Below are 22,727 nucleotides of genomic sequence, written 5' to 3'. Positions count from 1 at the left end.
CTGCCCCTCAGCCCGAGAAGCCGTAGCCCTCAACCCCCAGCCCGAAACCAGCCCATCAGCCGCCAGCCCGACAGCCGTAGCCCTCAACCCCCAGCCCGACAGCCACCAGCCCCCAGCCCGACAGCCCCCGGCCCGACACCTCAGCCGGTGATGGGCTTGACGACCTTGCCCGGGTTGAGGATCCCGTGCGGGTCGAGGGCCGCCTTGACGGCCCGGTGCAGGTCCAGGACCGCCGGGGTGAGTTCCTGCTCCAGGCCGTCCCGCTTCAGCAGCCCCACGCCGTGTTCGCCGGTGACCGTGCCGCCGAGCTCGATCGCGTCCGCGATGATCTCGTGGAACGCGGCCTGGGCCCGCTCCCGGGCCGCCGTGTCGCCGGGCTGGGTGATCAGCAGCGGGTGGAGGTTGCCGTCACCGGCGTGGGCGATGTTGGCGATGAGCGTGTCATGGCGGGTGGCGGCACGCTCGATCCGCGCCAGCATCTCCGGTACGGCCGCCTTGGGCACGCACACGTCCTCGGTGAGCACCGGGCCCAGCCGCTCCAACGCCGGATAGGCGAGCCGCCTGGCCGAGAACAGCGCGTCGGCCTCCTCCTGGTCGGTGGACTGCGCGGCCCAGGTCGCGCCCGCCTCCTCGAAACAGGCGAGCATCCGCTCGGCCTCCTGCGCACCGGCCGGGCCCGGGGCGTCCGTCCGCCCGAGGAGCACCACGTCCGCGTCGACGGACAGCCCCATGTTCTTCCACTTGTCGACCGCGGCGAGGCAGTGGCGGTCGATCAGTTCCAGCGCGGACGGGGTCAGCCCCGCGGCCCCGATCGCCGCTACCGCGCGGCCCGCGGCCACCACCGAGGAGAAGTACCCGGCGACCGTGCGCTCCGCCTCACGCTGGGGCCGCAGCCGCACCGTGACCTCGGTGATCACTCCCAGGGTGCCTTCGGAGCCGACCATCAGCCCCGCCAGGTCGTATCCGGCGACGCCCTTGGCGGTCCTGCGGCCGAGCCGCACGAGCTCACCGGTGCCGGTGACCACTTCCAGGCCGAGCACGTAGTCGCGGGTGACGCCGTACTTCACACAGCACAGCCCGCCCGCGTTGGTCGCCACGTTGCCGCCGATGGTGGACCAGGGCGCGCTCGCCGGATCCGGCGGGTACCAGAGACCGTGCTCGGCACAGGCGGCCCGCAGGTCGTCGTTGACCACACCGGGTCCGACGACCGCGAGGCGCTCCACGGGATCGATCTCGTGGATGGTGTTCATGGCCTCGGTGGAGAGCACCACGCAGCCCTCGACGGCGTTGGCGCCACCGGAGAGGCCGGTACCGGCACCCCGGGTGACCAGCGGAACACCGTGCCGTACGCAGGCGCGCACCACGGAACGGACTTCCTCCGCCGTGCGTGGCCGCACCACCACGCGGGGCGTGCCGTACGGCGCCCACTCCGCCTCGTCGTGGACGAATCCGGCGGCCACGCCGGGGTCCTCGACCATCCGGCCGTCCGGCAGCTCCTGCCGCAGATCATCGATCAACACGCCCGGTCCCCTGCCTTGTCGTCGAGCACGGTCTTCCCCGCTCGCACGGTACCCACCGCCGCGGGGACCGGTGAACGCCACCCCCGCCTTGCGCGAGAACCATCGTTCTCCTACTGTTGCCACCGGAAGAGGAGAACGCGCGTTCTCCACACCCCGTTCTCCACACCCCGTTCTCCACACCCCCGTTCCCCGCTCCCCCGCACGGCTCAAGGAGACGCAGTGACCGACGCTCCACGCCCCCCGCTCCCCCCGTTCACCCGGGAGACCGCGATCCAGAAGGTCCGTCTGGCGGAGGACGGCTGGAACTCCCGTGATCCGGAGAAGGTCGCCCTGGCCTACACCGTCGACTCGCGGTGGCGGAACCGCGCGGAGTTCGCCACCGGACGTGACGAGATCATCGCCTTCCTCACCCGCAAATGGGCGAGAGAGCTGGACTACCGGCTCATCAAGGAGCTGTGGGCCTTCGACGGCAACCGCATCGCCGTGCGCTTCGCCTACGAGTGCCACGACGGCTCCGGCAACTGGTTCCGCTCCTACGGCAACGAGAACTGGGAGTTCGACGAGTCCGGGCTGATGAGCCGCCGCCACGCCTCCATCAACGACCTCCCCATCAAGGAGTCGGAGCGGCTGTACCACTGGCCGCTCGGGCGCCGCCCCGACGACCACCCCGGTCTGAGCGACCTCGGCCTCTGACCGCCCGGCACCAGGAGGACGGCGAGATGATCAGTGCCGAGACGGCGGAGCTGCGGATACTCGACGCGGCCGAGGCCCTGTTCTACGGGCGTGGGATCCAGGCGGTGGGCATGGACGAGATCCGCTCCGCGTCGGGTGTCTCCCTCAAGCGGCTCTACCGGCTCTTCCCGTCCAAAGGGGACCTGGTGCAGGCGTATCTGCGCCGGCGCGACGTCCGGTGGCGGCAGAAGCTGGCCGCGTACGCCGACGCCCGGGACACCCCCGAGGAGCGCATCCTGGCGGTCTTCGACTGGCTCCACGAGTGGTTCGGCGAGCCGGAGTTCCGCGGTTGCGCCTTCAGCAACTCCTTCGGGGAGCTCGGCGCCACCTCCTCCGCCGTCGCCGAGACGGCACGGGCGCACAAGGAGGCGTTCGTCCGGTACCTCGCCGAGCTGACGGCGGCCGCGGGCAAACCGGCCTCGCTCGCCGACCACTTGGCGCTGCTCGCCGAAGGGGCCATCACCACCGCGGCCATCACCGGCAGCGCCGAACCCGCGCGGCGGGCGGGAGAGGCCGCACGCGTGCTGCTGAAGGCGGCACAGCGGTGACCGTCCTGCTGTCTCTCGTGCGAAAGCGGCCCACGGCAGCCCCTGGGCCCGGTCCGGCCGGGCGCTCGCCGCGGGACACGCGGCGGAGCGCCACTCCGCGCCCGCGCCGCCGCGAGCGCATACGGCCCAGGCCCATCGCCCGGCCGGTCCGGACCGCGAACCGCCCTGGCCGTGCGGTGATTGCCGGACAGCCGGTCGCGATGCCTGCGCGGAAAGGACCGTAACCGGCGGTGTACGGGCAGGTCCGCTCGCCGGTGGGAGGCGAGGGTGCCGGTGCGAGGCGAGGGTGCCGGTGGGTTCGTCGGCTCGGACGATGTCCGGTCGGCCTCACGGTCGGTCAGCGGACCGCACCCGCGTCACCCTCCACACCCGACACCCGCGGGACGGGCGCCGTCGCCCGCCGAGCGCCTGCGGGCACGACCGCCCCCGGGCGGCGGTGCCGCCCGGGGCGCCGAGGAGCCGAGGAGCCGAGGAGCCGAGGAGGCAGCCGTCCCCTTCGAGCGGCAGCCGACGGCACACCGGCCCGAGCAGCCGACACTCCGAGTGGCCGACGCCCCGGTAGCCGACACCCCGAGTGGCCGACGCCCCGGCGGCCAACGCCCCCGGTAGCCGACACCCCCGGTAGCCGACACCCTGGTGGCCGACGACCCGGTAGCCGACACCCCTGCGGCCGACACCCCCGGTGGCCGACGCCCCCGGTAGCCGACACCCCAGTAGCCGACACCCCGGTAGCCGACGCCCCCGCAGGTATGGGGTCCCGCCAGTGCGGGGCCCCGCGGCGGGCCGGGGTCAGTCGCCGGGCGGCTGCTGGAGCATGGCCAGGGTCAGGACGTTGCCGCCGATGCCCCAGCCGCCGTCGGTGACCTCCTCGACCAGGACCATGGTGTTGGCCCGGGCGCGCTCACCGTAGATATCGACGTACAGCTCGGTGGCGCGGGTGACGATCTCCTGCTTCTGCTTCTCGTCCAGGGATCCGGCGGGAACCTTGAAATTCGCGAATGGCATGGTCGTTCTCCTTCGTAGCCATGGTGGCGGGGAGCTCCCCGGTGAGCGGGCCGTCCGGCCCGCCACGGCGGAGGAAACCGCCGCGGCCGGCGACCGCGGCCGGTCGTGCGGAGCTCGTGGCCCCCGGGGCTCCGGCCTCCGTCACCGCCGTGCCCCGGGGATGTCCCCAGCCTGGACCGGGGTTTCCGTGGCAACCAGGGCTGTCCCCACCCAGGGGTTGTCAGCCCCTGGCTCAGCCCCCGGGTACCAGGGACCATGGGGGTGTGAACCATTCCGAACTCGCCGCGTTCCTGAAGTCCCGGCGCGACCGGATCCGCCCGGCCGACGTCGGTCTGCCCACCGGCCCGCGGCGCCGGGTGCCCGGCTTGCGGCGCGAGGAGGTCTCCCAGCTGGCCGGACTGTCCGCGGACTACTACACCGAGCTGGAACGCGGACGCGGCGCCCAGCCCTCGGCCCAGGTGCTGACCGCCCTGGCCCGCGCGCTGCGGCTGAACGGCGACGAACGCGACCATCTGTTCCACCTCGCCGACCGCCCCGTGCCCCCGGCGACGCACGGCCCGGCCGCGCAGGTCCAGCCGGCCCTGCTCGGCCTGCTGGACCGGCTCACCACCACCCCCGCCCAGATCATCACCGACCTGCACCAGACCCTCGTCCAGAACGAGCTGGCCGCCGCGCTGGTCGGCCGTTCCCAGGCGGTGCGCGGGCCCGCGGCGAGCTTCGTCTACCGGTGGTTCACCGACCCGGACGCCCGTGCGCTCTACCCGCCCGAGGACCACCCCCACCACTCCCGGGTCTTCGTCGCCGACCTCCAGGCCGTCGCCGCCCGGCGCGGCAACGACAGCGAGGTGCAGCGGATGGTGACCGCGCTCCGGCGCCGCAACGAGGAGTTCGCCGCCCTCTGGGACACCCATGACGTCGCCCTCCGGCGGACCGACCACAAGCGCATCGTCCATCCCGCGCTGGGCGTCATCGAGCTGGACTGCCACGCCCTGTTCAGCGAGGACGGCCGCCAGCGCCTGCTGTGGTTCAACGCCCCGCCCGGCACCGAGGGCGCCGCCCAGCTGGAGCTTCTCTCGGTCATCGGCACCCAGGACATGACGACCAGCGAGAACAGCGCGGCACCATGATCCGCCGCCCTGCCGGGTCGTCCCCCGGGGCTGGGTCGTCCCCCGGGGCCGGGGCGGAGCGGCGGCGGCCACCGGAACCGGGGCGACGGCCTTCGGGATCAAAGCGACGCTTCGGGCCGGAGTAGCGGCTTCGGGCCGGAGTGGCGGCTTCGGGGCATGCGGGGCCGGGCACGGCCCCGTGATCGTGCCAACCGTGACCGTGCCAACGTGGTGACGTTCGGCGTCGGGAGCGAGCGCCCGGCCCGACACCGGGAACCCTGTCGCAGTACGAGCGGACTCGCTCCGGTGCGGTGTCACGGCACCGGTGGCGGGCCCGCCGGTCTCCGACCCGCACAAGGACCCCGCATGAACGGACCAGCCCCTCTCCTGACCCTGAACAACGGCGTACGGATGCCCGCTCTGGGCCTCGGTGTCTACCAGAGCGCGCCCGACGAGACCGTCACCGCGGTGACCACCGCGATCGAGAACGGCTACCGCCTGATCGACACCGCGGCCGCCTACGGCAACGAGAAGGAGGTCGGTGAGGGCATCGCCCGCTCGGGCATCGACCGCCAGGACATCTTCGTCATCACCAAGCTGTGGCTGACCGACTACGGCTACGACTCCGCCCTCCGCGCCTTCGACACCAGCATGACCAAGCTCGGCCTCGACCAGCTGGACCTGTATCTGCTGCACTGGCCGGTCCCGTCCGCGTTCGACACCACGGTGGCCTCGTACAAGGCCGCCGAAAAGCTGCTGGCGGACGGCCGTGTGCGCGCCATCGGCGTGTGCAACCACAGCCCCGAACACCTGACCGATCTCATGGCGCGCACCGACGTGGTGCCCGCGGTGAACCAGGTCGAACTGCATCCGCACTTCAGCCAGCCGCGGGTGCGCGCGTCCGACGCCCGCCACCGCATCGTCACCCAGTCCTGGTCGCCCATCGGCGGAGTGACCCGTTACTGGGACGACAGACCGGACGAGGTCAGGGATCCACTCCAGAACCCGGCCATCACCGGCCTCGCCGACACGTACGGCAAGACCCCGGCCCAGATCATCCTCCGCTGGCATGTCGAGCACGAGCTGTGCGCGATCCCGAAGTCCGTCACACCACACCGCATCGCGGAGAACATCGGTGTCTTCGACTTCTCACTGACACCCCACGAGGTGGCCGCCATCGACGCGCTCGACACCGGAGTGCGCGGCGGGCCCGACCCCGACCGCGTCGGTCCCGACACCTTCTCCTGACCCACCGGCACCGTGCGCACGAGCCACCGGTGCGGGGCGGCCACCGGGCCGCCCCGCACCACGGAACCGCCCTCGTTCCCGGCCTCGTTCTCAGCCTCCTTCCCGGCCGAGCGGGCCCCACGCCGAGGCGCGTGAGAACGGTATTCGGGGAGGAGTAGTCTCCTGGACAGGAGCTCGTACGGTTCGTTCGGCCCCACACCGAAACGAGGAGAGACCGTTTGTCTTTGTCGACCTATGTCGTCTTCGACCTTGAATTCACTTCATGGCCGGGAGCGCTGGAGCGGGATTGGTCGGGGCCGGGGCAGCTGCGGGAAATCGTGCAGATCGGCGCGTTGCGCATCAGCGCCGGCCATTCCGCCGACGCCCACTGTGTGGTCGAGGAGTTCGAGGCGCTGGTCCGGCCGGTGGTCAGTCCTCGACTGTCCCCGTACTTCACCGAGCTCACCGGCATCGACCAGGAAACCGTGGACCGGGAGGGAGTCGCGCCGGCCGAGGCGCTCAGTGATTTCCTGGCCTTCTGCCAGGGCCAGTCCGTGCTCTCCTACGGCAACGACATGGTCGTCCTCGGGGAGAACGTGGGGTGGGCCCGGGCTCGTGGCGAGGAGGTCAAGAACGGCTTCCTCTCCGCCAATTTCCTGAATATCCGCCCCTGGCTGAACACCGTCGCACCGGCCACCGCACCGGCCAGTTCCGGCCGTCTGTGGAAAGCGCTCGGCCTGCCCGAACCGATTGCCGGCAGTGAGCATTCGGCGCTCTTCGACTGCTATTCGATCGCCGCTTCGATCAGACATGTATGCGCGGGCGGCGCTCGCCTGCCCGAAGGCTGTCTGTAGCGGCGTGTCCCGCTCCTGCCCGCCGCCACCCGGTACCCGAGAAACACCTCGCCCGATGGGCGACAAACCCGCCGCCCGGTACCCGAAAAACCCAACGCCCGGCGGGCAGCAAACCCGACGCCTGGTGCGGAGAACCGCCGCCCGGTATGAGAAAGGACATCCCCCCCATGACCGCAGTACGCGGAACAGCCGTGGACATCCCCACCCAGGACGGCATCGCCGATGCCTACCTGGCCCACCCCGACGACGCCGACCGCCACCCGGCCGTTCTGCTGTACATGGACGCCTTCGGGCTCCGGCCCCATCTGCGGACGATGGCCGACCATCTGGCCGGGGCCGGTTACACCGTGCTGGTGCCCAACGTGTTCTACCGCCAGGGCCGCGCTCCCTTGGCGGAGCTGCCCGATTTCATCGACCCCGCCGCCCGGCCGGAGATCCTCGAGAACATCCTCCCGGCGGCCCGCGCGCTCACTCCCGAACTGGCGATGCGCGACGCCGGCGCCTATCTCGACTGGCTGGCCTCCTGCCCGCAGGCCACCGACCGGCCCGTGGGCATCACCGGCTACTGCCTGGGCGCCGGGCTGGCCCTGCGGACCGCCGGCACCTTCCCCGGCCGCGTCGCCGCGGCGGCCGGTTTCCACGGTGGCCATCTGGCCACGGAGGCGCCGGACAGTCCGCACACGGTCGCCGGCCAGGTCACCGCCGAGCTGTACTTCGGACACGCGGACCAGGACCACGCCCTTCCCCCCGAGCAGATCGAGCGGCTGGAGAAGGCCCTCGACGAGGCCGGTGTCCGCCACCGCACCGAGGTCTACGAGGGCGCCCAGCACGGCTACACCCAGGCCGACACCGCCGCGTACAACGCCGAAGCCGCCGAACGCCACTGGCGGGCCCTGCTCGACCTGTTCGGCCGCACCCTCTGACCAAGGCCGTGGCCACAACCGGTGGCCAAGACCCGTGCACAAGGCCGGTGCACAAGGCCGGTGGCCGGCCGTCCCGGGCTGGTCACCTCCGTCAGAAGGGTCTAGAGCTGCCGGAGGTGGTCGCGCAGCGCGCGGGCCACCTGTGCCATGACGGCGTCGGCACCGGGCTGGCTGGCGGCGGGCACGAGTGACTCGGTGAGCACCGCGATGGCGAACGCCTGACCGTCGGAGTGCTCCACGATGCCGATCTCGTGGCGGAGGTTGAGCAGGGTGCCGGTCTTGGAGGACCAGGTGGTGGCGTCGGAGCTGAAGTCCGGGGCGAGTCGGTGGCGCAGTACGTTGTGGGCCATGAGGCCCCGTACCCGCCCCGCCACTTCGGGGTGGATGCCCGACGGTGTCCACAGGGCCTGGAGCAGTTCCACCCAGGCGCGGGCGCTGCCGGTGTTGGCGCGGGTGGTGTCCAGTTGCGGCACCCGGTGGCCGCGTCCGCTGGTCCCGGCGTCGATGGCCAGGGCGTGGGCGAGGTGCACCTGTGCGGCGTCGAAGCGTTCCACGGGCGTTTCGCTCAGTTCGCGCATGCGGTGCCGGACGGTGATGCCACGCAGCCCGAAGTCGTGGAGGATGTCGGCGACCTGGGCGGGCGGGGTGAGGTCGAACAGTGCGTCGGCCGCCGTTCCGTCACTCACGCAGGTGCTCAGGTACAGCAGGTCGTCGATGGCGATCCGGACGGGGTGGCGGAACCGGCTCAGCCCGGTGGGGCCGGGTGTGGTGATCCGTCCGGGAAGCACATCGAGCATCGTCGCCCCGTCGAGGTCGCCGCGCCGGATACGCTCCACCGTCGCCAGCGCGAGCGGGACCTTGACCAGGGAGGCGGAGGGCAGCTGGGTGTCCGGGTCGATCCCCAGTTCGTCCCCCGTATGGAGGTCCCGTACGAGCAGGCAGCCGTGCAGGCCGCCGTCCCGCAACTGCCCGCGCAGATCGTGCAGCAGTGCCTCGGTGCTCATGCCTCCGCCCCTTCCCCGGTGTCCGCCGGGGCGCCCGCGCCGAGGCAGCGGGCGATGGCGCCGCCCAGGCGCCCTTCGATGTGCTGGGGATTGCCGTCCGCCGCGGCGGTGAGGGCGAACCCCCGGCTGAGTGTGATCTCACCGATGGGCCGCCAGGTCAGGGAGAGTTCCCCGGCCTGCGCGGGTGAGCACAGCAACAGGTCGCGGGTGGAGAGGACTTCGGCGGCGGCGGTCGTCAGATCGCCGGCGGCCACGAGTTGTGCGGGCCGCAGCCCGACCGCGTCACGCAGCCGGGTCAGCGGATCGCGGATGTGCGGCACATCGTCCTCGGGCTGGATCCAGATGCGGCGGGCCGGCTCCGGAGAGGCTCGTCCGACCCGCAGCGTCTCGACGTAGACACGTCTGACACCGGGGTCCCGCGCCGTGGCGAGCCCGAGCGGCACGGACCACGTCGCCTCGTCCTCGGGCACCGCCAGCAGGGCGGCCCGCACCTGCTGTGCGTGGATCAGCTCCAGGCGCTGCGCGGGCGTGGCGACCCGGAGATCGAGCGTGACACCATGCCCCCGCGCCTCGGCGACCAGGCGGGCGAGACCGGCCGTGGAGCAGATGCCGGGCACCGCGAGCCGCCACGGCTTGCGCTTGGCGGCTTCCGCCTCGTGCAACAGCACATCGGCCGCCTGCACCAGTTGCCTGGCCACCGGCAGCATGTCCCGCCCGAAAGGGGTGAGAACGGCGCGCCGCGAGGTGCGCTCGAAGAGCGGCTCGCCGAACCGCTCCTCCAGAGCGGCCACGCGACGGCTGGCCACCGACTGGGACATCCGGGCTGCCGCCGCCCCGACGGTGAAACTCCCGCGTTCGCTCACGCTGACGAACGCCCGGCACACACCCACCAGATCCACAGCCGCACCCTATGCCAGATCGGCATGGAAAAGCGCATGAGCGTATTGGACCGCATAGCCGCCCGCGGGCGAGGCTGACTCCGGCGCCGACATCACGCCCCGAAGCGGGCCATGTCGGGCCAGGTCATCTCATTTCCCGTGCGCCCCGCGCGACGGGACCCACCCGGAGGTTCCGCCCATGCGACTCACCCGTGCCCGGCACACCGCTCTCGGCGCGCTCGCCACGCTCGCGCTTCTCGTCCCGCTGACGGCCTGCGGCCAGGGCGGCTCCACGGACTCCTCCGCGTCGCCGGGCTCATCGGGCTCACCGGGCTCATCGGGTTCGTCGTCCGCGGCCGCGGAGCGGGCGAAGCCGACGGGTTCGGGCGCGGCGGGCAAGGCGTTCACCGGAGCGTTCAGGAAACTGGAACACGCCTACGACGCGCGGCTGGGCGTCTACGCCATCGACACCGGCACCGGGCGCGAGGTGGCCTATCGCGATGGCGAGCGGTTCGCCTACGCCTCCACGTTCAAGGCGCTGGCCGCCGGTGCCGTGCTGCGGAAGTACTCGCTGAGCGGGCTGGATCGGGTGATCAGGTATGCCAAGGACGATCTGGTCGACTACTCCCCCGTGACCGAGAAACACGTCAAGACCGGGATGACCCTGGGCGCGCTGTGTGACGCCGCCGTCCGCTACAGCGACAACACCGCGGCCAACCTGCTCTTCGATGTGCTCGGCGGGCCCAAGGGCCTCGACGCCATGCTCGAGAAGATGGGTGACGACGTCATCCAGATGGAGAACGAGGAACCGGAGCTGAGCCGGTGGGTCCCGGGCGAGACGCATGACACGAGCACCCCGCGGGCGATGGCCGAGGACCTGCGCGCGTTCGTCCTCGGTGACGCCCTCGGCAAGCCGGAGCGGACACAGCTCACCAAGTGGCTGCGGACCAACACCACCGGGGACGAGCTGATCAGGGCCGGGGTGCCCAAGGGGTGGGTGGTCGGGGACAAGACCGGAAACGGCAGCTACTACGGCGCCCGCAACGACATCGCCGTGGTGTGGCCGCCCGACAGCGCGCCCATCGTCCTGGCGATCATGTCGTGGCGCGGCGACAAGGACACCACATTCGACAACAAGCTGATCGCGGACGCGGCGTCGGTGGTGGCCGACACACTGTCGTAACGCGGCGTCCCCGCGTGACCGCTGCGTGCTCAACCGCGTGGCGGCCACGCGGTTGACCACGCGGCTGGTGGTGACGCGGTAAGCCACGCGTCCGATGACGCGGTAAGCCACGCGGCCAGTGACCCGGTGGACCACGCAACCAGTGGCGCGGTGAACCGCGCGGCCAGTGACCCGGTGGACCACGCAACCAGTGGCGCTGAACCGCGTGGCCGGTGGCGCGGTGAGCCGCGCGGCCAGTGACGCGGCGGACCACGTGTCCAGTGACACGGTAAGCCGCGCGGCCGACGACGCGGTAAGCCACGCGGCCAGTGACGCGGTGAGCCGCTTCGCGCCGGTACACCCGCGCACCGGCCAGCCTCCCGACGACCCGGGCGACGGTCGGCGGCGCGTTCACCGTCGTATCACCGCCACGCGGCGACGTCCGAGCCCGGAGCGGGCGGTTGAGCCGGGGCCAGGCCAGGAAAAGAGCGGGCCGTCAGCGGTCTTCCGGCTCCTCCGCCCCACCCGTTCGGGTGGCACGCCGGCGCAGCTTTCCCAGCAGGGCGGTGCCGCCGACGGCCATGCCGATGGCGATGACCTTCCCCGCGCCGTAAAGGTCGAGGGCCGGGGTGTCCGAGGAGCCCGGCAGCCCGAAGGCCGACCACAGGGCCACGGCGATCCCGCACACGATGAGGCCGACCGCCCCCAGCGGTCCGGTCCCCCACCACCACGGACCCGAGTCGTCGTGCTGGCCTTCTGTCTGGTGGTGTCCGTCGGCAGTCACAGTGCACTCTCTTCGAGGGAAGGGGCGAGGAGGCCCCCGGGACAGGAAAGACGCACGGCGGAGCGCACTGGTTCACTCCTGCCACGCAAGACTGCGGATCAGCCCTGTCGAGCGCGGCGCTCCGCGCCGATCCGCCGCAGTTCCCGCACACTGTCCGCGAGTGTGCGGTCGCCCAGTGAGGCGAGCACCGCTTCCTCGACCTCGGCCGTGAGCGCGGCGAAGTACGCACCGGCGTGCATGGTCACCTGACACGCGGGTTCGGCCTCCGGTGAGGGGGCCCACAGGGGCTTGTCGCCGACGGCGCAGCGATAGATCTCGGCCAAGGTGATCCGGTCGGCCGGCCGCCCCAGCCCGGCCCCGCCCGCACGGCCCTTGACGCAGGCGACCAGCCCCGCGTCCGACAGCGGGACGAGGAGTTTCCGGACCAGGCTCGGGTTGGTGTTCAGCTCACAGGCCAGCTGGGACGAGCTGCGGGGCGCGGCCCCGTCCTCGTCGGCGACCGCGAGCAGCAGCATCACCTGGAGCGCACGGGAGAACCGGATGTCCAACACGGTCTCCACCTCCCCCCGCGGATCGGGGCACAGCCTACTCGACGGCCCGTTCCGGCCATACCCAAAGCGCAACACTTACAGTTGCAGTTTACGCCCGAAAAATGTATCTTTCAGAGTCACATTTTCGTTGGCTCCGGGGAAGCCCGTGGCCCCCCGGCCGGGGGAAACCAGGGCCGCTCCGGAACGACCCGGCGAAGAACACGGCACATGACACGTCAGGAGAACGACACAGTGAGCACCCGCGCGGCCACGGCACTGTCCCGCCCCTTCACGCTGGGTTCGGCCAAGCTGCCGAACCGGATCGTCATGGCCCCCATGACCCGCCAGTACTCCCCCGACGGCATCCCCGGTGAGGACGTCGCCGCCTACTACGCACGCCGGGCGGCGGCGGGAACCGGCCTGATCATCACCGAGGGCACCACCGTCGACCACCGGTCCGCCGGTTACCTCGACCGCGTCCCCCGGTTCCACGGCGAGGAACAGCTCGCCGGATGGGCGAAGGTCGTCGAGGCCGTACACGCGCACGGCGGCGCGATCATGCCCCAGCTGTGGCACGTGGGCATACGGCGCCCCGCCGGAGCGCCGCCGTGCCCCGACGCCCCGTCCGTGGGACCGTCCGGGATCGCGCTGGACGGCACGCCCGGAGCGGGCGAGACGATGACCCTCTCCGACATCGACACCGTCATCGCCGCCTTCGCCGAGGCCGCGCGGGCCGCCGAGCGGATCGGCTTCGACGGCGTGGAACTGCACGGCGCCCACGGCTACCTCATCGACCAGTTCCTCTGGGAACGCACCAACCGGCGCACCGACGCCTACGGCGGCGACCTGGCCTCCCGGACCGCCTTCGCCACCGAGCTGGTGAGCGCCATCCGCGAGAAGGTGGCCCCCGACTTCCCCGTCGTCCTCCGGTTCTCCCAGTGGAAGGGCGAACACTACGACGTCCGGCTCGCCGAGGACCCCAAGGAACTGGAAGCCGTGCTCACCCCGCTGGCAGAGGCCGGAGTCGACGCGTTCCACGCCTCCGGACGCCGGTACTGGCGGCCGGAGTTCCCCGACACCGGATCGGATCTGAACATCGCCGGCTGGACGAAGAAGCTCACCGGCAAGCCGGTCATCACCGTCGGCTCGGTCGGCCTGGACAGCGCCTTCCAGACCACCTCGCTCTCCGGTGCGAAAGCGGCGGTGGACAGCATCGAACGGCTCCTCGACCGCCTGGAGCGGGACGAGTTCGACCTCGTCGCGGTGGGCCGCGCACTGCTCGCCGATCCCCAGTGGGCCGAGAAGGTCCTGAACGACCGCCTGGACGAGCTGATCCCCTTCAACCGGGACGCGGTGGAATCCCTGCACTGAGCCCCCTGGGACCGCGCTGAGCCCCCGCGGACGAACGCGGCGCCGCCACCCGAGCCGAACAACCGCCCGCCGCCCGCCCCGGCGGGCGGCGCGGCACCCGGCGGCCGTGGTCGCCTGCCGCAACCGCCCCTCTACAATGCGTGGTGCCAGCGTGAGAAGAGGCGGCACACGGGGGGAGCGGCCGTGACCATCACCAGCACCCGAATCGACGGTGCACACGGGTACGTACCAGGCAAGCGCCGACATCGGCCGCCGCGGCGCCCCACCTCCGCCGGTTCCTCGACGGGCGTGACGCCGAACGCCACCGCGCGCTGACGGACGTCCGGGTGCGGGCCGGGGGCGCAGGGGCCGCCCATGGCCCGGACGGCGCCGTCCCCAGGAAATCGCCGAACTCCCACCCGAAACGTCCACACTTGCCATACGGCATCCACCATCGCGGCAACAACGCCACCCGGATACTGGTTGATTCCCCAGAGGCGCCGCCGGGCCCACACCCCGGAGTATCGCGGCTTTCCGCCCGGTGAGACGATGCGCCCGCCCGAACAACCCCACCCGAAACGGAGGGCGAATGCATAAACGTCGTGGAACCGTGACCCGCCGCTGGAGAGTCGCGGCGGTCGCGTCCACGGTGGCCGTATCGATCGCGGTCCCGGTGGCGATGGCCCAGGCATCGACCGAGCCACCACCGGAGGTCAGCGCCCAGGGCGCGTACCTGCTCGACACCGGCTCCAACAAGGAGCTGATGGCCAAGGACGCCGACACCAAGCGTCCGATGGCGAGCACCACAAAGATCATGACTGCCCTCGTGGTACTCGAGACCAAGGGCCTGGACCTCAACCAGCAGGTCACCATCAAGCAGGAGTACCGGGACTACGTCACGAAGTCCGGTGCCAGCACGGCGGACCTGCAGACCGGTGACAAACTCACCGTCAACCAGCTGCTGTACGGGCTGATGCTCCCGTCGGGCTGCGACGCGGCGATGGCGCTGGCCGACACCTTCGGCACCGGCGACACCACGGACGAGCGCACCAAGTCGTTCATCACCAAGATGAACGCGAAGGCCAAGGACCTGGGGCTGACCAACACCCAGTACGACTCCTTCGACGGTGTCTCGGCCGACCCCGACAACTACTCGACGCCCCGCGACCTGGCGCAGCTGACCCGGCGCGCCATGGAGAACGAAACGTTCGACACGGTCGTCAAGTCGGTGTCCACCAAGCAGGAAGCGCCGGCGGCCAACGGCAGGACCCGGTACTACTCCTGGGACAACACCAACCAGTTGCTGGGTTCGTACGAGGGCGCGATCGGCGTCAAGACCGGGACTACCACCCCCTCCGGTCCCTGTCTGGTGTTCGCCGCCAAGCGCGGTGACAAGACGGTCGTGGGAGTCGTCCTCAACGACGCGGACCGCTACCCGGACGCGAAAAAGATGCTCGACTGGACGTACGACACCACCACCGAGGTGAAGTGGCGTCAGCTGCCGAAGGGCGCTCAGCGGGACTGAGCGTCCGCACGCCCCGAGGCGACAGCGCGGTGCCCCGGCCGGATTCGTTCCGGCCGGGGCACCGGTGGCTCAGGCGAACACCGACAGCAGCAGGGCCATCGCCAGCCCGAAGACGCTGACCAGGGTCTGCACGGCGGTCTGGGTCTTGGTGGCCTGGCCGAGGTCCATTCCGAACGACTCCTTCACCAGCCAGAACCCCGCGTGGTTGACGTAGTTCAGGCCGATGGAGCCGGCCCCGATGGCGACCACGAGCAGGGATGCCTCCAGGCCCCCGCCGTCGCCGATCAGCGGGGCCACGATGCCGGTGGCGGACACGATGCCGACGGTGGCCGAGCCGGTGGTCAGCGACAGCAGCAGGGCGATGAGCCAGCCCAGCAGGATCAGATTGATATGGGCGCCTTCGGCGGCCGACGCGATGGCGTCGCCGATGCCGGAGTCCTGGAGGACCTGCTTGAACGCCCCTCCCCCACCGATGATGAGCAGGATCGCGGCGATGGACTTCAGGCTGTCGGTCAGGGAGGCACGGGTCTCCTCACCGGAGCGGCCGGAGCCGGCGATCGTCACGCCGAGGGCGAAGAGGAAACCGGCGAGCATCGCCACCAGCGGTTCCCCGGCGAACACCAGGGCCGCGCCCAGTCCGCTCGACTCGTCCATCACCGTCTCGGCCAGGGTGCGCAGCAGCATCAGGACGACGGGGACCAGCACTGCGGCCACGGCCAGGCCGGTGGGCACACCGGTCCGGCGGGGCCCCGCCGCGCCCGCCCGCGCACCGGGTCCCGAAGCGGCCGGAGCGGAGGAGGCAGAGGAGGTGGAGGAGGTGGAGGAGGCGGACGGGGCGGCGGGAGCGGGCTCCCGCTCGGCGCCGGCGAACTGCGCCACCAGCTCGGCGTCCGGGCGGACGTCCATGAGCCGCGGCGCGATCCAGCGGGCGTAGACGGGGCCGGCCAGGATGACGGTGGGCACGGCGCAGACGATGCCGACGCCGAGGGTGAGACCGAGGTCGGCGTGGAGACCGGTCATCGCGGTCAGCGGTCCGGGGTGGGGCGGCAGCATGCCGTGCAGGGTGGACAGCGAGGCGATGGCGGGCACGCCCAGGAGCACGTACGGGCTGCCCTTGGTGGCCCCCTGGCCCTCCAGCCTGCGGGCCACGCTGAAGATCAGCGGCAGCAGGACGATCAGGCCCACCTCGAAGAACATGGGGACGCCGATGACGAACGCCGCGGCCCCGACCAGCCATGGCAGCCTGCGGGGCTCGGCGCGGTCGACGAGGGAGCGGGCGATGGCGTCGGTGGCGCCCGAGTCGGACAGCAGACGGCCGAGCATGGCGCCCAGGGCGAGCGTGACGCCGACATCACCGAGGGTGCCGCCGGCCCCCTCCTCTATGGAACCGGCGAGTTTGGCCAGGGGCTCCCCGGCCGCGATCCCCGTGCCCACGCTGACCAGGATCAGCGCGACGAACGGATGCACCCGCAGCCGGGAGTTGATCAGGTAGATGAGCGCGGCGATCGCCACCGTGAGGATGAGCAGCAGCCACCAGGTGTGTGCGGTCATGCGGTGCCTTCCAGGACATGCGGGGGTTTCCATACGCCACCAGGGCATGAGTGGGCCAGGGGACGGGGGTCAGGGGCAGGGGTCAGAGGCAGAGGGCAGGGGCGGGGGCAAAGGGGCAGGGGGTTGCGCGGATCATGGGCATGCGGGCGTGTGGCGGCCGCCGGCGGCGTCCGCCCGGCGGGCCGGGGTCAGTCCAGTCCCAGGCGTCCGACCATCTCGGCCACGGCCTTGTCCTGCCGGGCCAGATAGGTGGCGAAGGCGCCACCGGTGGTGAAGGCGTCGGTCCAGCCGTGGCGGCTGAGCTCGGCCTGCCACTGCCGGGAGGTGTGCAGCGCGGTCAGCATCTCGATCCAGCGTTTCCGGTCCGCGGTGCTGATGCCGGGCGGGGCGACGATCCCCCGCCAGTTGTCGAAGACCAGGTCGATCCCGGCCGCCTTCAGCGTCGGCGCTCCCGGCAGCGCGGCCACCGGCCGCCCGCTGGTGACCGCGAGCACTCTGAGCTGCCCGGCGGCGATCTGGTCGAGGTACTCGCCGACGCCGCTGGTGGCGAAGTCCACCCGGCCGTCCAGCAGCGCCGGGAGCAGGTCGCCGCCACCGCCGTCGTAGGCGGCGTACCTCACCTTCTTCGGCTGGATGCCGACGGCGTGGGCCAGCGCCATGGGCAGCAGGTGTTCCGGGCCGCCCGGTGAGGAACCGCCGCCGACCGTGACGTCTCCGGGGCTCCTGCGCCAGTCGGTGACCAGGTCCGCGATGGTGCGGTACGGCGAGTCCGCGCGCACCACCACCGCCTCGGGTTCGTCGATCAGGCGCGCGATCGGTGTGGTCCGCGCCACGGTCACCTTCGCGTGGGCGACGTGCGACGCGCCGAGGACTCCGAGCCCCATCTGCAGGGCGAGCCGTCCGTTGCCCCGTTCGTCGACGATGCGGTGGAGACCGACGGTGCCACCGGCTCCGGGCAGGTTGAACACCTCCACGTCCGCGGCGGTCCCGGTCTCCTCCAGCACCCGGGCCACGGTCCGTGCCGTAGTGTCGTACCCGCCCCCGGGTGTGTTGGGCACCACGATCCGCAGACCGTCGCCGGCGGTGTTCCCGGTGCCCGGCCAGGGGGCGCAGGCTCCGGCGAGCAGGGTCAGCACAACGGCCAGGGTGCCGGACAGGACGCGGGTGGGACCTCTCATGGCACCTCCCTTTCGCTTCCCACTCGGCGGACGCCATGATTGTGCGGCCTGGCGGAAGACACGCCCAGGTTGTGTCAGCAGGAGAGATTGAGTTCATTGTGGTCGCCGCGTTCCGTCGCCAAACGCTCGCGGGCGAGATGCTGGTCCTCCAGCTCGCCATCGTCGTGGTGGTGCTGATGGCGGTCGCCGCGGTGTCGCTCGCGCAGTCGGCGGCCACCTTCAACCGGGTGGAGGGCCGCCGGGTCGGCGCGCTCGCCGAGCAACTGGCCGCCCAGCCGCTGGTGCGCAGCCGGCTGGTGGGCCCCTCGCCGGCCGAGGCGCTGGCCCCGCTGGTGTATTCCACCCGGGTGCAGTCGCGGGTGACGTCCGTGACGGTGGCCGACCGCGAGGGGCGCGTGGTCAGCTCCACCAATCCCACGGTGCTCGGCGACCGGCTGCCGCTGCGCAAGGGGGTCGCCGAGGGCCGCGGCTGGTCGGGCACGCTGGACTGGGACGGCAGCCGGGAGCTGGTGGCCCAAGTGCCGGTCCTCGGCGCCACCGGGAAGGACCTGGGCCGGAACCTGGGCACCGTCATGGTCGGCGAGGCGTCTCCCACCGTGTGGCAGCGGCTGAGCGGGGCCTCCTCGTACCTGCCCGTCTACCTCGGCGTCGCCAGCGCGCTCGGCGTCGTCGGCTCCTGGCTGCTCGCCCGGCGCGTCAAGCGGCAGACCCTCGGCCTGGAGCCGCGGGAGATCACCGGGCTGGCCGAGCACCGTGAGGCGATGCTGTACGGCATCGCCGAGGGCGTCGTGGCCCTCGACCCGCAGCACCGGGTGACCCTCGTCAACGATGTGGGCAGGCGGCTGCTGGACCTGCCGGAGGACTGCGTGGGCCGGGACCTGGCCGAGCTCGGCATCGAGGGACGGCTGCTGGATGTGCTGGCCGGTGCGCGCGGGGAGTCGGCGGATCCGAAGGACGAGGTCGTGGTCCGGCACGGCCGCGTCCTGGTGATGAACCGGATGACCGTCGTCAAGGACGGACGGCCGCTCGGCTCCGTCACCACCCTGCGGGACCGCACCGAGCTGGCGCGGCTGGAGCGCGAGATCGGCTCCTTCCGCAGCACCTCCGAGCTGCTGCGCGCACAGACCCACGAGTTCGCCAACCAGCTGCACACCATCTCCGGGCTGATCCAGATCGGCGAGCAGGAGGAAGTGGTGCGCTACATCCGGGCGCTGAACCAGCGCCGCCAGTCGCTCGACATGTCCATCGGCCGCCGGGTCCGGGACACCGCCGTCGCCGCGCTGCTGATGGCCAAGGCGTCCCAGGCCGCCGAGCGGAAGGTGGCCCTGCGCCTCTCGGACCGCACCGCGCTCGACCGGCTGACCCCCGAGGACGCCGCCGATGTGGCGACCGTGGTCGGCAACCTGGTCGACAACGCCATCGACGCCGCCACGTCCGAACACGGCGACGGCGACCGCGACCGCGCCGGCGAGGAGCCGTGGGTGGAGGTCGAGCTGCGCCGGGACAACGCCAGTGTGGAGATCGTGGTGCGGGACTCCGGCCCCGGTGTGGCCCCCGAACTCGCCCAGGAGGTCTTCGCCCACGGCTTCACCACCAAGGCCGCCCGGGAGGGCGAGCGCGGCATCGGGCTCGCCCTCACCCGGCTGGTCTGCGAGCGCCGCGGCGGTGAGATCGCGGTGACCAACACCCCCCAGGGCGCGATGTTCAGCGCCCGCATGTCCGTCAGCCACCCCGCCGGCGCGGTGGCGGAAGGAGCGCCCCGATGACCGAGTCGGCCGGCACGATCGATGTGCTCGTCGTGGACGACGACTTCATGGTGGCCCGTGTCCACCGCACCTTCGTCGAACGGGTCGAACCGTTCCGCGTCGTGGGCACCGCCCACACCGGCGAACAGGCGATCGAGGCGGTCGACGCCCTCCGCCCCGATCTGGTCCTGCTCGACCTCTATCTCCCGGACCTCTTCGGCCTGGACGTCATCCCCCGGCTGCGCACCGCCGGGCACGACTGCGACGTCATGGTGATCACCGCGGCCCGGGAGGCGGACGCGGTGCGCGGCGCCGTCCGCCAGGGCGTGGTGGACTACCTCCTCAAACCCTTCGACTACGAGGACCTGCAACCCCGCCTGGAACGGTATGCGACCCAGCGCGGGCGGCTGCTCACCACGGTCGTCCGGGGCCAGGCGGACGTGGACCGCGTCCTGGCCGGGGCGTTCGCGCCCCCGGCCGGCAGCGGTCTCCCGAAGGGCATGAGCGTGGAGACCGCCCGGCTCGTCGAACGCGCCCTCCGCGGGACCGACGGCACCCTCTCCGCCGCCGAGGCGGCCACCGCCACCGGCATCTCCCGGGTCAGCGCCCGCCGCTACCTGGAGTACTTCCACGCCACCGGCAACGCCGAGGTCTCCCTGCGCTACGGCACCACCGGCCGCCCGGAGCGCCGCTACAGCTGGCGGTCGTAGCGGCGCACGGCCGGGGTCTCCCCGGACGGCGGACGGCCGATCCTCCCCGGACGGCGGACGGCCGGGGTCTCCCCAGACGGCGGACGGCCGGGGCGTCCCCCGGCCGGGCCACCGTGCGGTGTGCCGTCAGGGCTTTCGGGCGACCGCCCCGTACATGGCGATGTCCTCGTCCTTGATCGTCTCGGTGGTGGTGCCGTCCGGGCGCCACTTGTGGACCTGGGTGAGGCCGGGCTCGACCAGGTCCAGGCCGTCGAAGAACCGCGCGGCCTCCGCCTCGGTGCGCAGCCGCATGGGCATGTCGCGCGCCGCGTACTCGCGCGCCACCCGGGCCACCTCGTCCGGCGCGAAGTCGGCGGTGCCGATGGACATCGCCAGATAGCTCCCCGAGGGCAGCGGCTCCAGGAGGCGGTTGACGATCCCGTAGGCGTCGTCCTTGTCCAGCACGAAGTGCACGATGGCGATCACGGTCAGCGCGACGGGCCGGCCGAGGTCGAGGGTCTCGCGCAGTTCCGGGGCGTCGAGGATGGTGGCGGGCCGGCACATGTCCGCCTCGACGTAGGCGGTCCTGCCTTCGGGGGTGCTGGCGAGCAGCCCCTGGGAGAGGGTGAGGACGATGGGGTCGTTGTCCACGTAGACGACCCGGGAGTCGGGGGCGACCGCCTGGGCGATCTCGTGCAGGTTGGGCGATGTCGGGATCCCGGTCCCGATGTCGAGGAACTGCCGGATCCCCGCCTCCTCGGCCAGGTACCGCACGGCCCGGTTCATGAAGTCGCGGTTGGCCCGCATGTGGATCGGCAGCGCGGGCCACTCCCGGGACATGGCGATGCCCGCTTCCTTGTCGGCCGGGTAGTAGTCCTTGCCGCCGAGGATGTAGTCGTAGATACGTGCCGAATGCGCGCTTTCGGTGTCGATACGGTCGGCCGACCATCCGTTCTCGCTCAACGCGTCCCCTCCCATGGGGTCGTCCCACTGGCTCGTCGTTCACTGTCGGTGTGGCTGGCCCGGTACCAGGGGACCGCGCGGTCTTCTGGCACCGGACGGATGCGGTGCCGGGGTGCCGGGCCCCGACCGGTGGGGTGAGCGCCAGGACGTCGGCGCCGCCCGCCTCCGCACCCGCCGGAAACCGGGTCATCTCAGATCTCCTTGCGGATCTCGCCGAGGACGGCCTCGGTCTTCCGGGCGGGCACCGCCTGGGCGCCCAACCGGTCCAGGGCCTCGCGGTGCGCCATCACGTCCTCCTCCTTGTTCAGGTACACGCCCCCGACCAGGGCGCTGAGGTAGACGATGTCGGGCAGTTCCGACGCCTTGAACCGGAAGACGTGGAACGCGCCGGCGTTCATGGCCGGGTGCGGGCCGCTGCTGAACGGCATGATCTGCAAGGTGACATGGGGAAGCGCGCTGGCCTCGATCAAGTGGTCGATCTGGGCGCGCATCACGGCCGGCCCGCCGACCGGCCACCGCAGCACGGTCTCGTCCATCACCACCCACAGACGCGGAGGGGCCTGTCGGGACAGCAGTTCCTGACGCCGCATCCGTAAGCCGAGCCGGCGCTCGGTGGCCTCCGCCGGAGCATGCGGGTGGGCGGCGCTGAGCAGCGCACGGGCGTAGTCCTCCGTCTGCAGCAGCCCGTGGACGAACTGGCCCTCATAGGCCCGGATCTGGAACGCCGCCTGTTCCAGGCTCAGATACGCGGCGAACCAGTCCGGCACCACATCGCGGTAGGCGTGCCACCAGCCGCGCTGGTTGGCCTCACGGACCGAGGTCAGAAAGGTGTCCAGCTCGCGCTGGTCGGTGACGCCGTACGTCCGCAGCAGCTTCTCCACGTCCGCGAGCCTGAGCCGGGCCACTTTGGCGGCTTCCATCCTGCGGATCGTGGAGTGGCTGACCCCGATGGCCGCGCCCGCCTGGTCGTACGTCAGCCCGGCGCGCGTGCGCAGCTCCTCCAACTGCCTGCCCAGGATCATGCGGAGGACAGAGGGAGCACCGCCCCATGCGGTTTCCGCTGCCACGCTGCGCCTCCCCGAACCGGACTTCACGGTTGCAGTCTGTCACGGCCGCCGGTCCGCCTCCCGCACGGCCGCCGTCCGGCACCGGCCGCCACGCCGTAACCGGGCGAACTGGTCGTATCGGCGATCTCGCCTCCGGTCACCGGCCCGCCTGAGTGCCCTACTCCTCCGATGGCAACTTGCAAATTTCAACTTACCGCTTGCAACTCGCTCATTGCAGCTGTCACAGTGGTCACACCGTCCGATCACGGTGGGAACGCTTGCGTGGGTACGTCCGTAGGCACTGCGCAGCGCGAGAGCGGCACGGTTCATGGTGCGAAGGCAGACGAAAGGCGACCGCTCGTGGCTCCCCTCGCCCTTCCCCCGGCGCCCCCTCGGGCGCCCCGGGA

The 22,727-nt window shown here is 71.7% G+C and carries 21 protein-coding genes; 11 read left to right on the top strand and 10 right to left on the bottom strand.

Annotation, left to right across the window (positions count from 1 at the left end):
• Positions 1-140: 140 nt before the first annotated feature.
• Positions 141-1,478, bottom strand: a complete 1,338-nt coding sequence (locus AXW62_RS22235; RefSeq protein ID WP_242438245.1) for an FAD-binding oxidoreductase — start codon at positions 1,476-1,478, stop codon at positions 141-143.
• Between the two features lie 261 nt (positions 1,479-1,739).
• Here AXW62_RS22235 and AXW62_RS22230 point away from each other — a divergent pair, with 261 nt between their 5' ends.
• Positions 1,740-2,213: a nuclear transport factor 2 family protein gene (locus AXW62_RS22230; RefSeq protein ID WP_060946080.1), complete on the top strand. Its 474-nt coding sequence runs from the start codon at positions 1,740-1,742 to the stop codon at positions 2,211-2,213.
• Positions 2,214-2,239: 26 nt separating this feature from the next.
• Positions 2,240-2,800: a TetR/AcrR family transcriptional regulator gene (locus tag AXW62_RS22225; protein ID WP_030830811.1), complete on the top strand. Its 561-nt coding sequence runs from the start codon at positions 2,240-2,242 to the stop codon at positions 2,798-2,800.
• A 789-nt stretch (positions 2,801-3,589) separates the two neighbouring features.
• On the opposite strand, the gene AXW62_RS22220 is transcribed toward AXW62_RS22225, so the two are convergent.
• The gene (locus AXW62_RS22220) at positions 3,590-3,805 is read right to left on the bottom strand and encodes a tautomerase family protein (protein ID WP_030830813.1); all 216 of its coding nucleotides are present in this window, start codon (positions 3,803-3,805) and stop codon (positions 3,590-3,592) included.
• A gap of 263 nt (positions 3,806-4,068) precedes the next feature.
• On the opposite strand from AXW62_RS22220, the gene AXW62_RS22215 reads away from it, so the two are divergent.
• The 4 genes from AXW62_RS22215 to AXW62_RS22200 all read left to right on the top strand — a co-directional run bounded on the left by AXW62_RS22215 (position 4,069) and on the right by AXW62_RS22200 (position 7,915).
• Positions 4,069-4,932: a helix-turn-helix transcriptional regulator gene (locus AXW62_RS22215; protein ID WP_060946079.1), complete on the top strand. Its 864-nt coding sequence runs from the start codon at positions 4,069-4,071 to the stop codon at positions 4,930-4,932.
• Between the two features lie 345 nt (positions 4,933-5,277).
• Positions 5,278-6,159 carry an aldo/keto reductase gene (locus AXW62_RS22210; RefSeq protein ID WP_060946078.1) on the top strand — a complete coding sequence of 294 codons (882 nt, stop codon included), beginning with the start codon at positions 5,278-5,280 and terminating at the stop codon, positions 6,157-6,159.
• A gap of 224 nt (positions 6,160-6,383) precedes the next feature.
• Complete coding sequence (locus AXW62_RS22205) at positions 6,384-6,992, top strand: 3'-5' exonuclease (protein WP_060946077.1); 609 nt, start codon at positions 6,384-6,386, stop codon at positions 6,990-6,992.
• Positions 6,993-7,159: 167 nt separating this feature from the next.
• A complete protein-coding gene (locus AXW62_RS22200; protein ID WP_060946076.1) occupies positions 7,160-7,915 on the top strand; it encodes a dienelactone hydrolase family protein in 756 nt (251 codons plus the stop codon).
• A 101-nt stretch (positions 7,916-8,016) separates the two neighbouring features.
• On the opposite strand, the gene AXW62_RS22195 is transcribed toward AXW62_RS22200, so the two are convergent.
• On the bottom strand, positions 8,017-8,919 hold the full coding sequence (locus AXW62_RS22195; protein WP_060946075.1) for a serine hydrolase: 903 nt from the start codon (positions 8,917-8,919) through the stop codon (positions 8,017-8,019).
• Positions 8,916-9,818, bottom strand: a complete 903-nt coding sequence (locus tag AXW62_RS22190) for a LysR family transcriptional regulator (RefSeq protein ID WP_030830831.1) — start codon at positions 9,816-9,818, stop codon at positions 8,916-8,918. The genes AXW62_RS22195 and AXW62_RS22190 overlap by 4 nt, the downstream gene beginning before the upstream one ends.
• A gap of 178 nt (positions 9,819-9,996) precedes the next feature.
• Between AXW62_RS22190 and bla the strand changes: the two genes are divergently transcribed.
• Positions 9,997-10,980, top strand: a complete 984-nt coding sequence (bla, locus tag AXW62_RS22185; protein ID WP_060946074.1) for a class A beta-lactamase — start codon at positions 9,997-9,999, stop codon at positions 10,978-10,980.
• 475 nt (positions 10,981-11,455) lie between these two features.
• Here the strand turns inward: bla and AXW62_RS22180 are convergent, their stop codons facing one another.
• Positions 11,456-11,743 carry a hypothetical protein gene (locus AXW62_RS22180; RefSeq protein ID WP_060946073.1) on the bottom strand — a complete coding sequence of 96 codons (288 nt, stop codon included), beginning with the start codon at positions 11,741-11,743 and terminating at the stop codon, positions 11,456-11,458.
• A 98-nt stretch (positions 11,744-11,841) separates the two neighbouring features.
• The gene (locus AXW62_RS22175; protein WP_060946093.1) at positions 11,842-12,294 is read right to left on the bottom strand and encodes an RrF2 family transcriptional regulator; all 453 of its coding nucleotides are present in this window, start codon (positions 12,292-12,294) and stop codon (positions 11,842-11,844) included.
• Positions 12,295-12,501: 207 nt separating this feature from the next.
• Between AXW62_RS22175 and AXW62_RS22170 the strand changes: the two genes are divergently transcribed.
• Both AXW62_RS22170 and AXW62_RS22165 read left to right on the top strand, forming a co-directional pair.
• Complete coding sequence (locus AXW62_RS22170; RefSeq protein ID WP_214516868.1) at positions 12,502-13,644, top strand: NADH:flavin oxidoreductase; 1,143 nt, start codon at positions 12,502-12,504, stop codon at positions 13,642-13,644.
• 568 nt (positions 13,645-14,212) lie between these two features.
• Complete coding sequence (locus AXW62_RS22165; protein WP_079080232.1) at positions 14,213-15,148, top strand: D-alanyl-D-alanine carboxypeptidase family protein; 936 nt, start codon at positions 14,213-14,215, stop codon at positions 15,146-15,148.
• Between the two features lie 69 nt (positions 15,149-15,217).
• Here the strand turns inward: AXW62_RS22165 and AXW62_RS22160 are convergent, their stop codons facing one another.
• Both AXW62_RS22160 and AXW62_RS22155 read right to left on the bottom strand, forming a co-directional pair.
• On the bottom strand, positions 15,218-16,699 hold the full coding sequence (locus AXW62_RS22160) for a GntP family permease (RefSeq protein ID WP_060946070.1): 1,482 nt from the start codon (positions 16,697-16,699) through the stop codon (positions 15,218-15,220).
• 188 nt (positions 16,700-16,887) lie between these two features.
• Positions 16,888-17,877, bottom strand: coding sequence for a Bug family tripartite tricarboxylate transporter substrate binding protein (locus AXW62_RS22155; protein WP_060946069.1), 990 nt, complete (start codon positions 17,875-17,877; stop codon positions 16,888-16,890).
• A 98-nt stretch (positions 17,878-17,975) separates the two neighbouring features.
• Between AXW62_RS22155 and AXW62_RS22150 the strand changes: the two genes are divergently transcribed.
• Together AXW62_RS22150 and AXW62_RS22145 are read left to right on the top strand one after the other, a co-directional pair.
• The gene (locus AXW62_RS22150; RefSeq protein ID WP_107406328.1) at positions 17,976-19,643 is read left to right on the top strand and encodes a sensor histidine kinase; all 1,668 of its coding nucleotides are present in this window, start codon (positions 17,976-17,978) and stop codon (positions 19,641-19,643) included.
• Positions 19,640-20,332, top strand: coding sequence for a response regulator (locus tag AXW62_RS22145; protein ID WP_030830855.1), 693 nt, complete (start codon positions 19,640-19,642; stop codon positions 20,330-20,332). The genes AXW62_RS22150 and AXW62_RS22145 overlap by 4 nt, the downstream gene beginning before the upstream one ends.
• Positions 20,333-20,458: 126 nt before the next feature.
• Here AXW62_RS22145 and AXW62_RS22140 read toward each other — a convergent pair whose 3' ends face one another.
• Positions 20,459-21,274: an SAM-dependent methyltransferase gene (locus tag AXW62_RS22140; RefSeq protein ID WP_030830856.1), complete on the bottom strand. Its 816-nt coding sequence runs from the start codon at positions 21,272-21,274 to the stop codon at positions 20,459-20,461.
• Positions 21,275-21,465: 191 nt separating this feature from the next.
• Positions 21,466-22,341, bottom strand: coding sequence for a Sco1979 family transcriptional regulator (locus AXW62_RS22135; RefSeq protein ID WP_060946068.1), 876 nt, complete (start codon positions 22,339-22,341; stop codon positions 21,466-21,468).
• Between the last annotated feature and the right edge of the window lie 386 nt (positions 22,342-22,727).

Source organism: Streptomyces hygroscopicus subsp. hygroscopicus (assembly GCF_001553455.1).
GTDB lineage: Bacteria > Actinomycetota > Actinomycetes > Streptomycetales > Streptomycetaceae > Streptomyces > Streptomyces hygroscopicus.
Note: the sequence above shows the minus strand (reverse complement) of the source record. Positions and strands in the feature narration are given on the sequence as shown.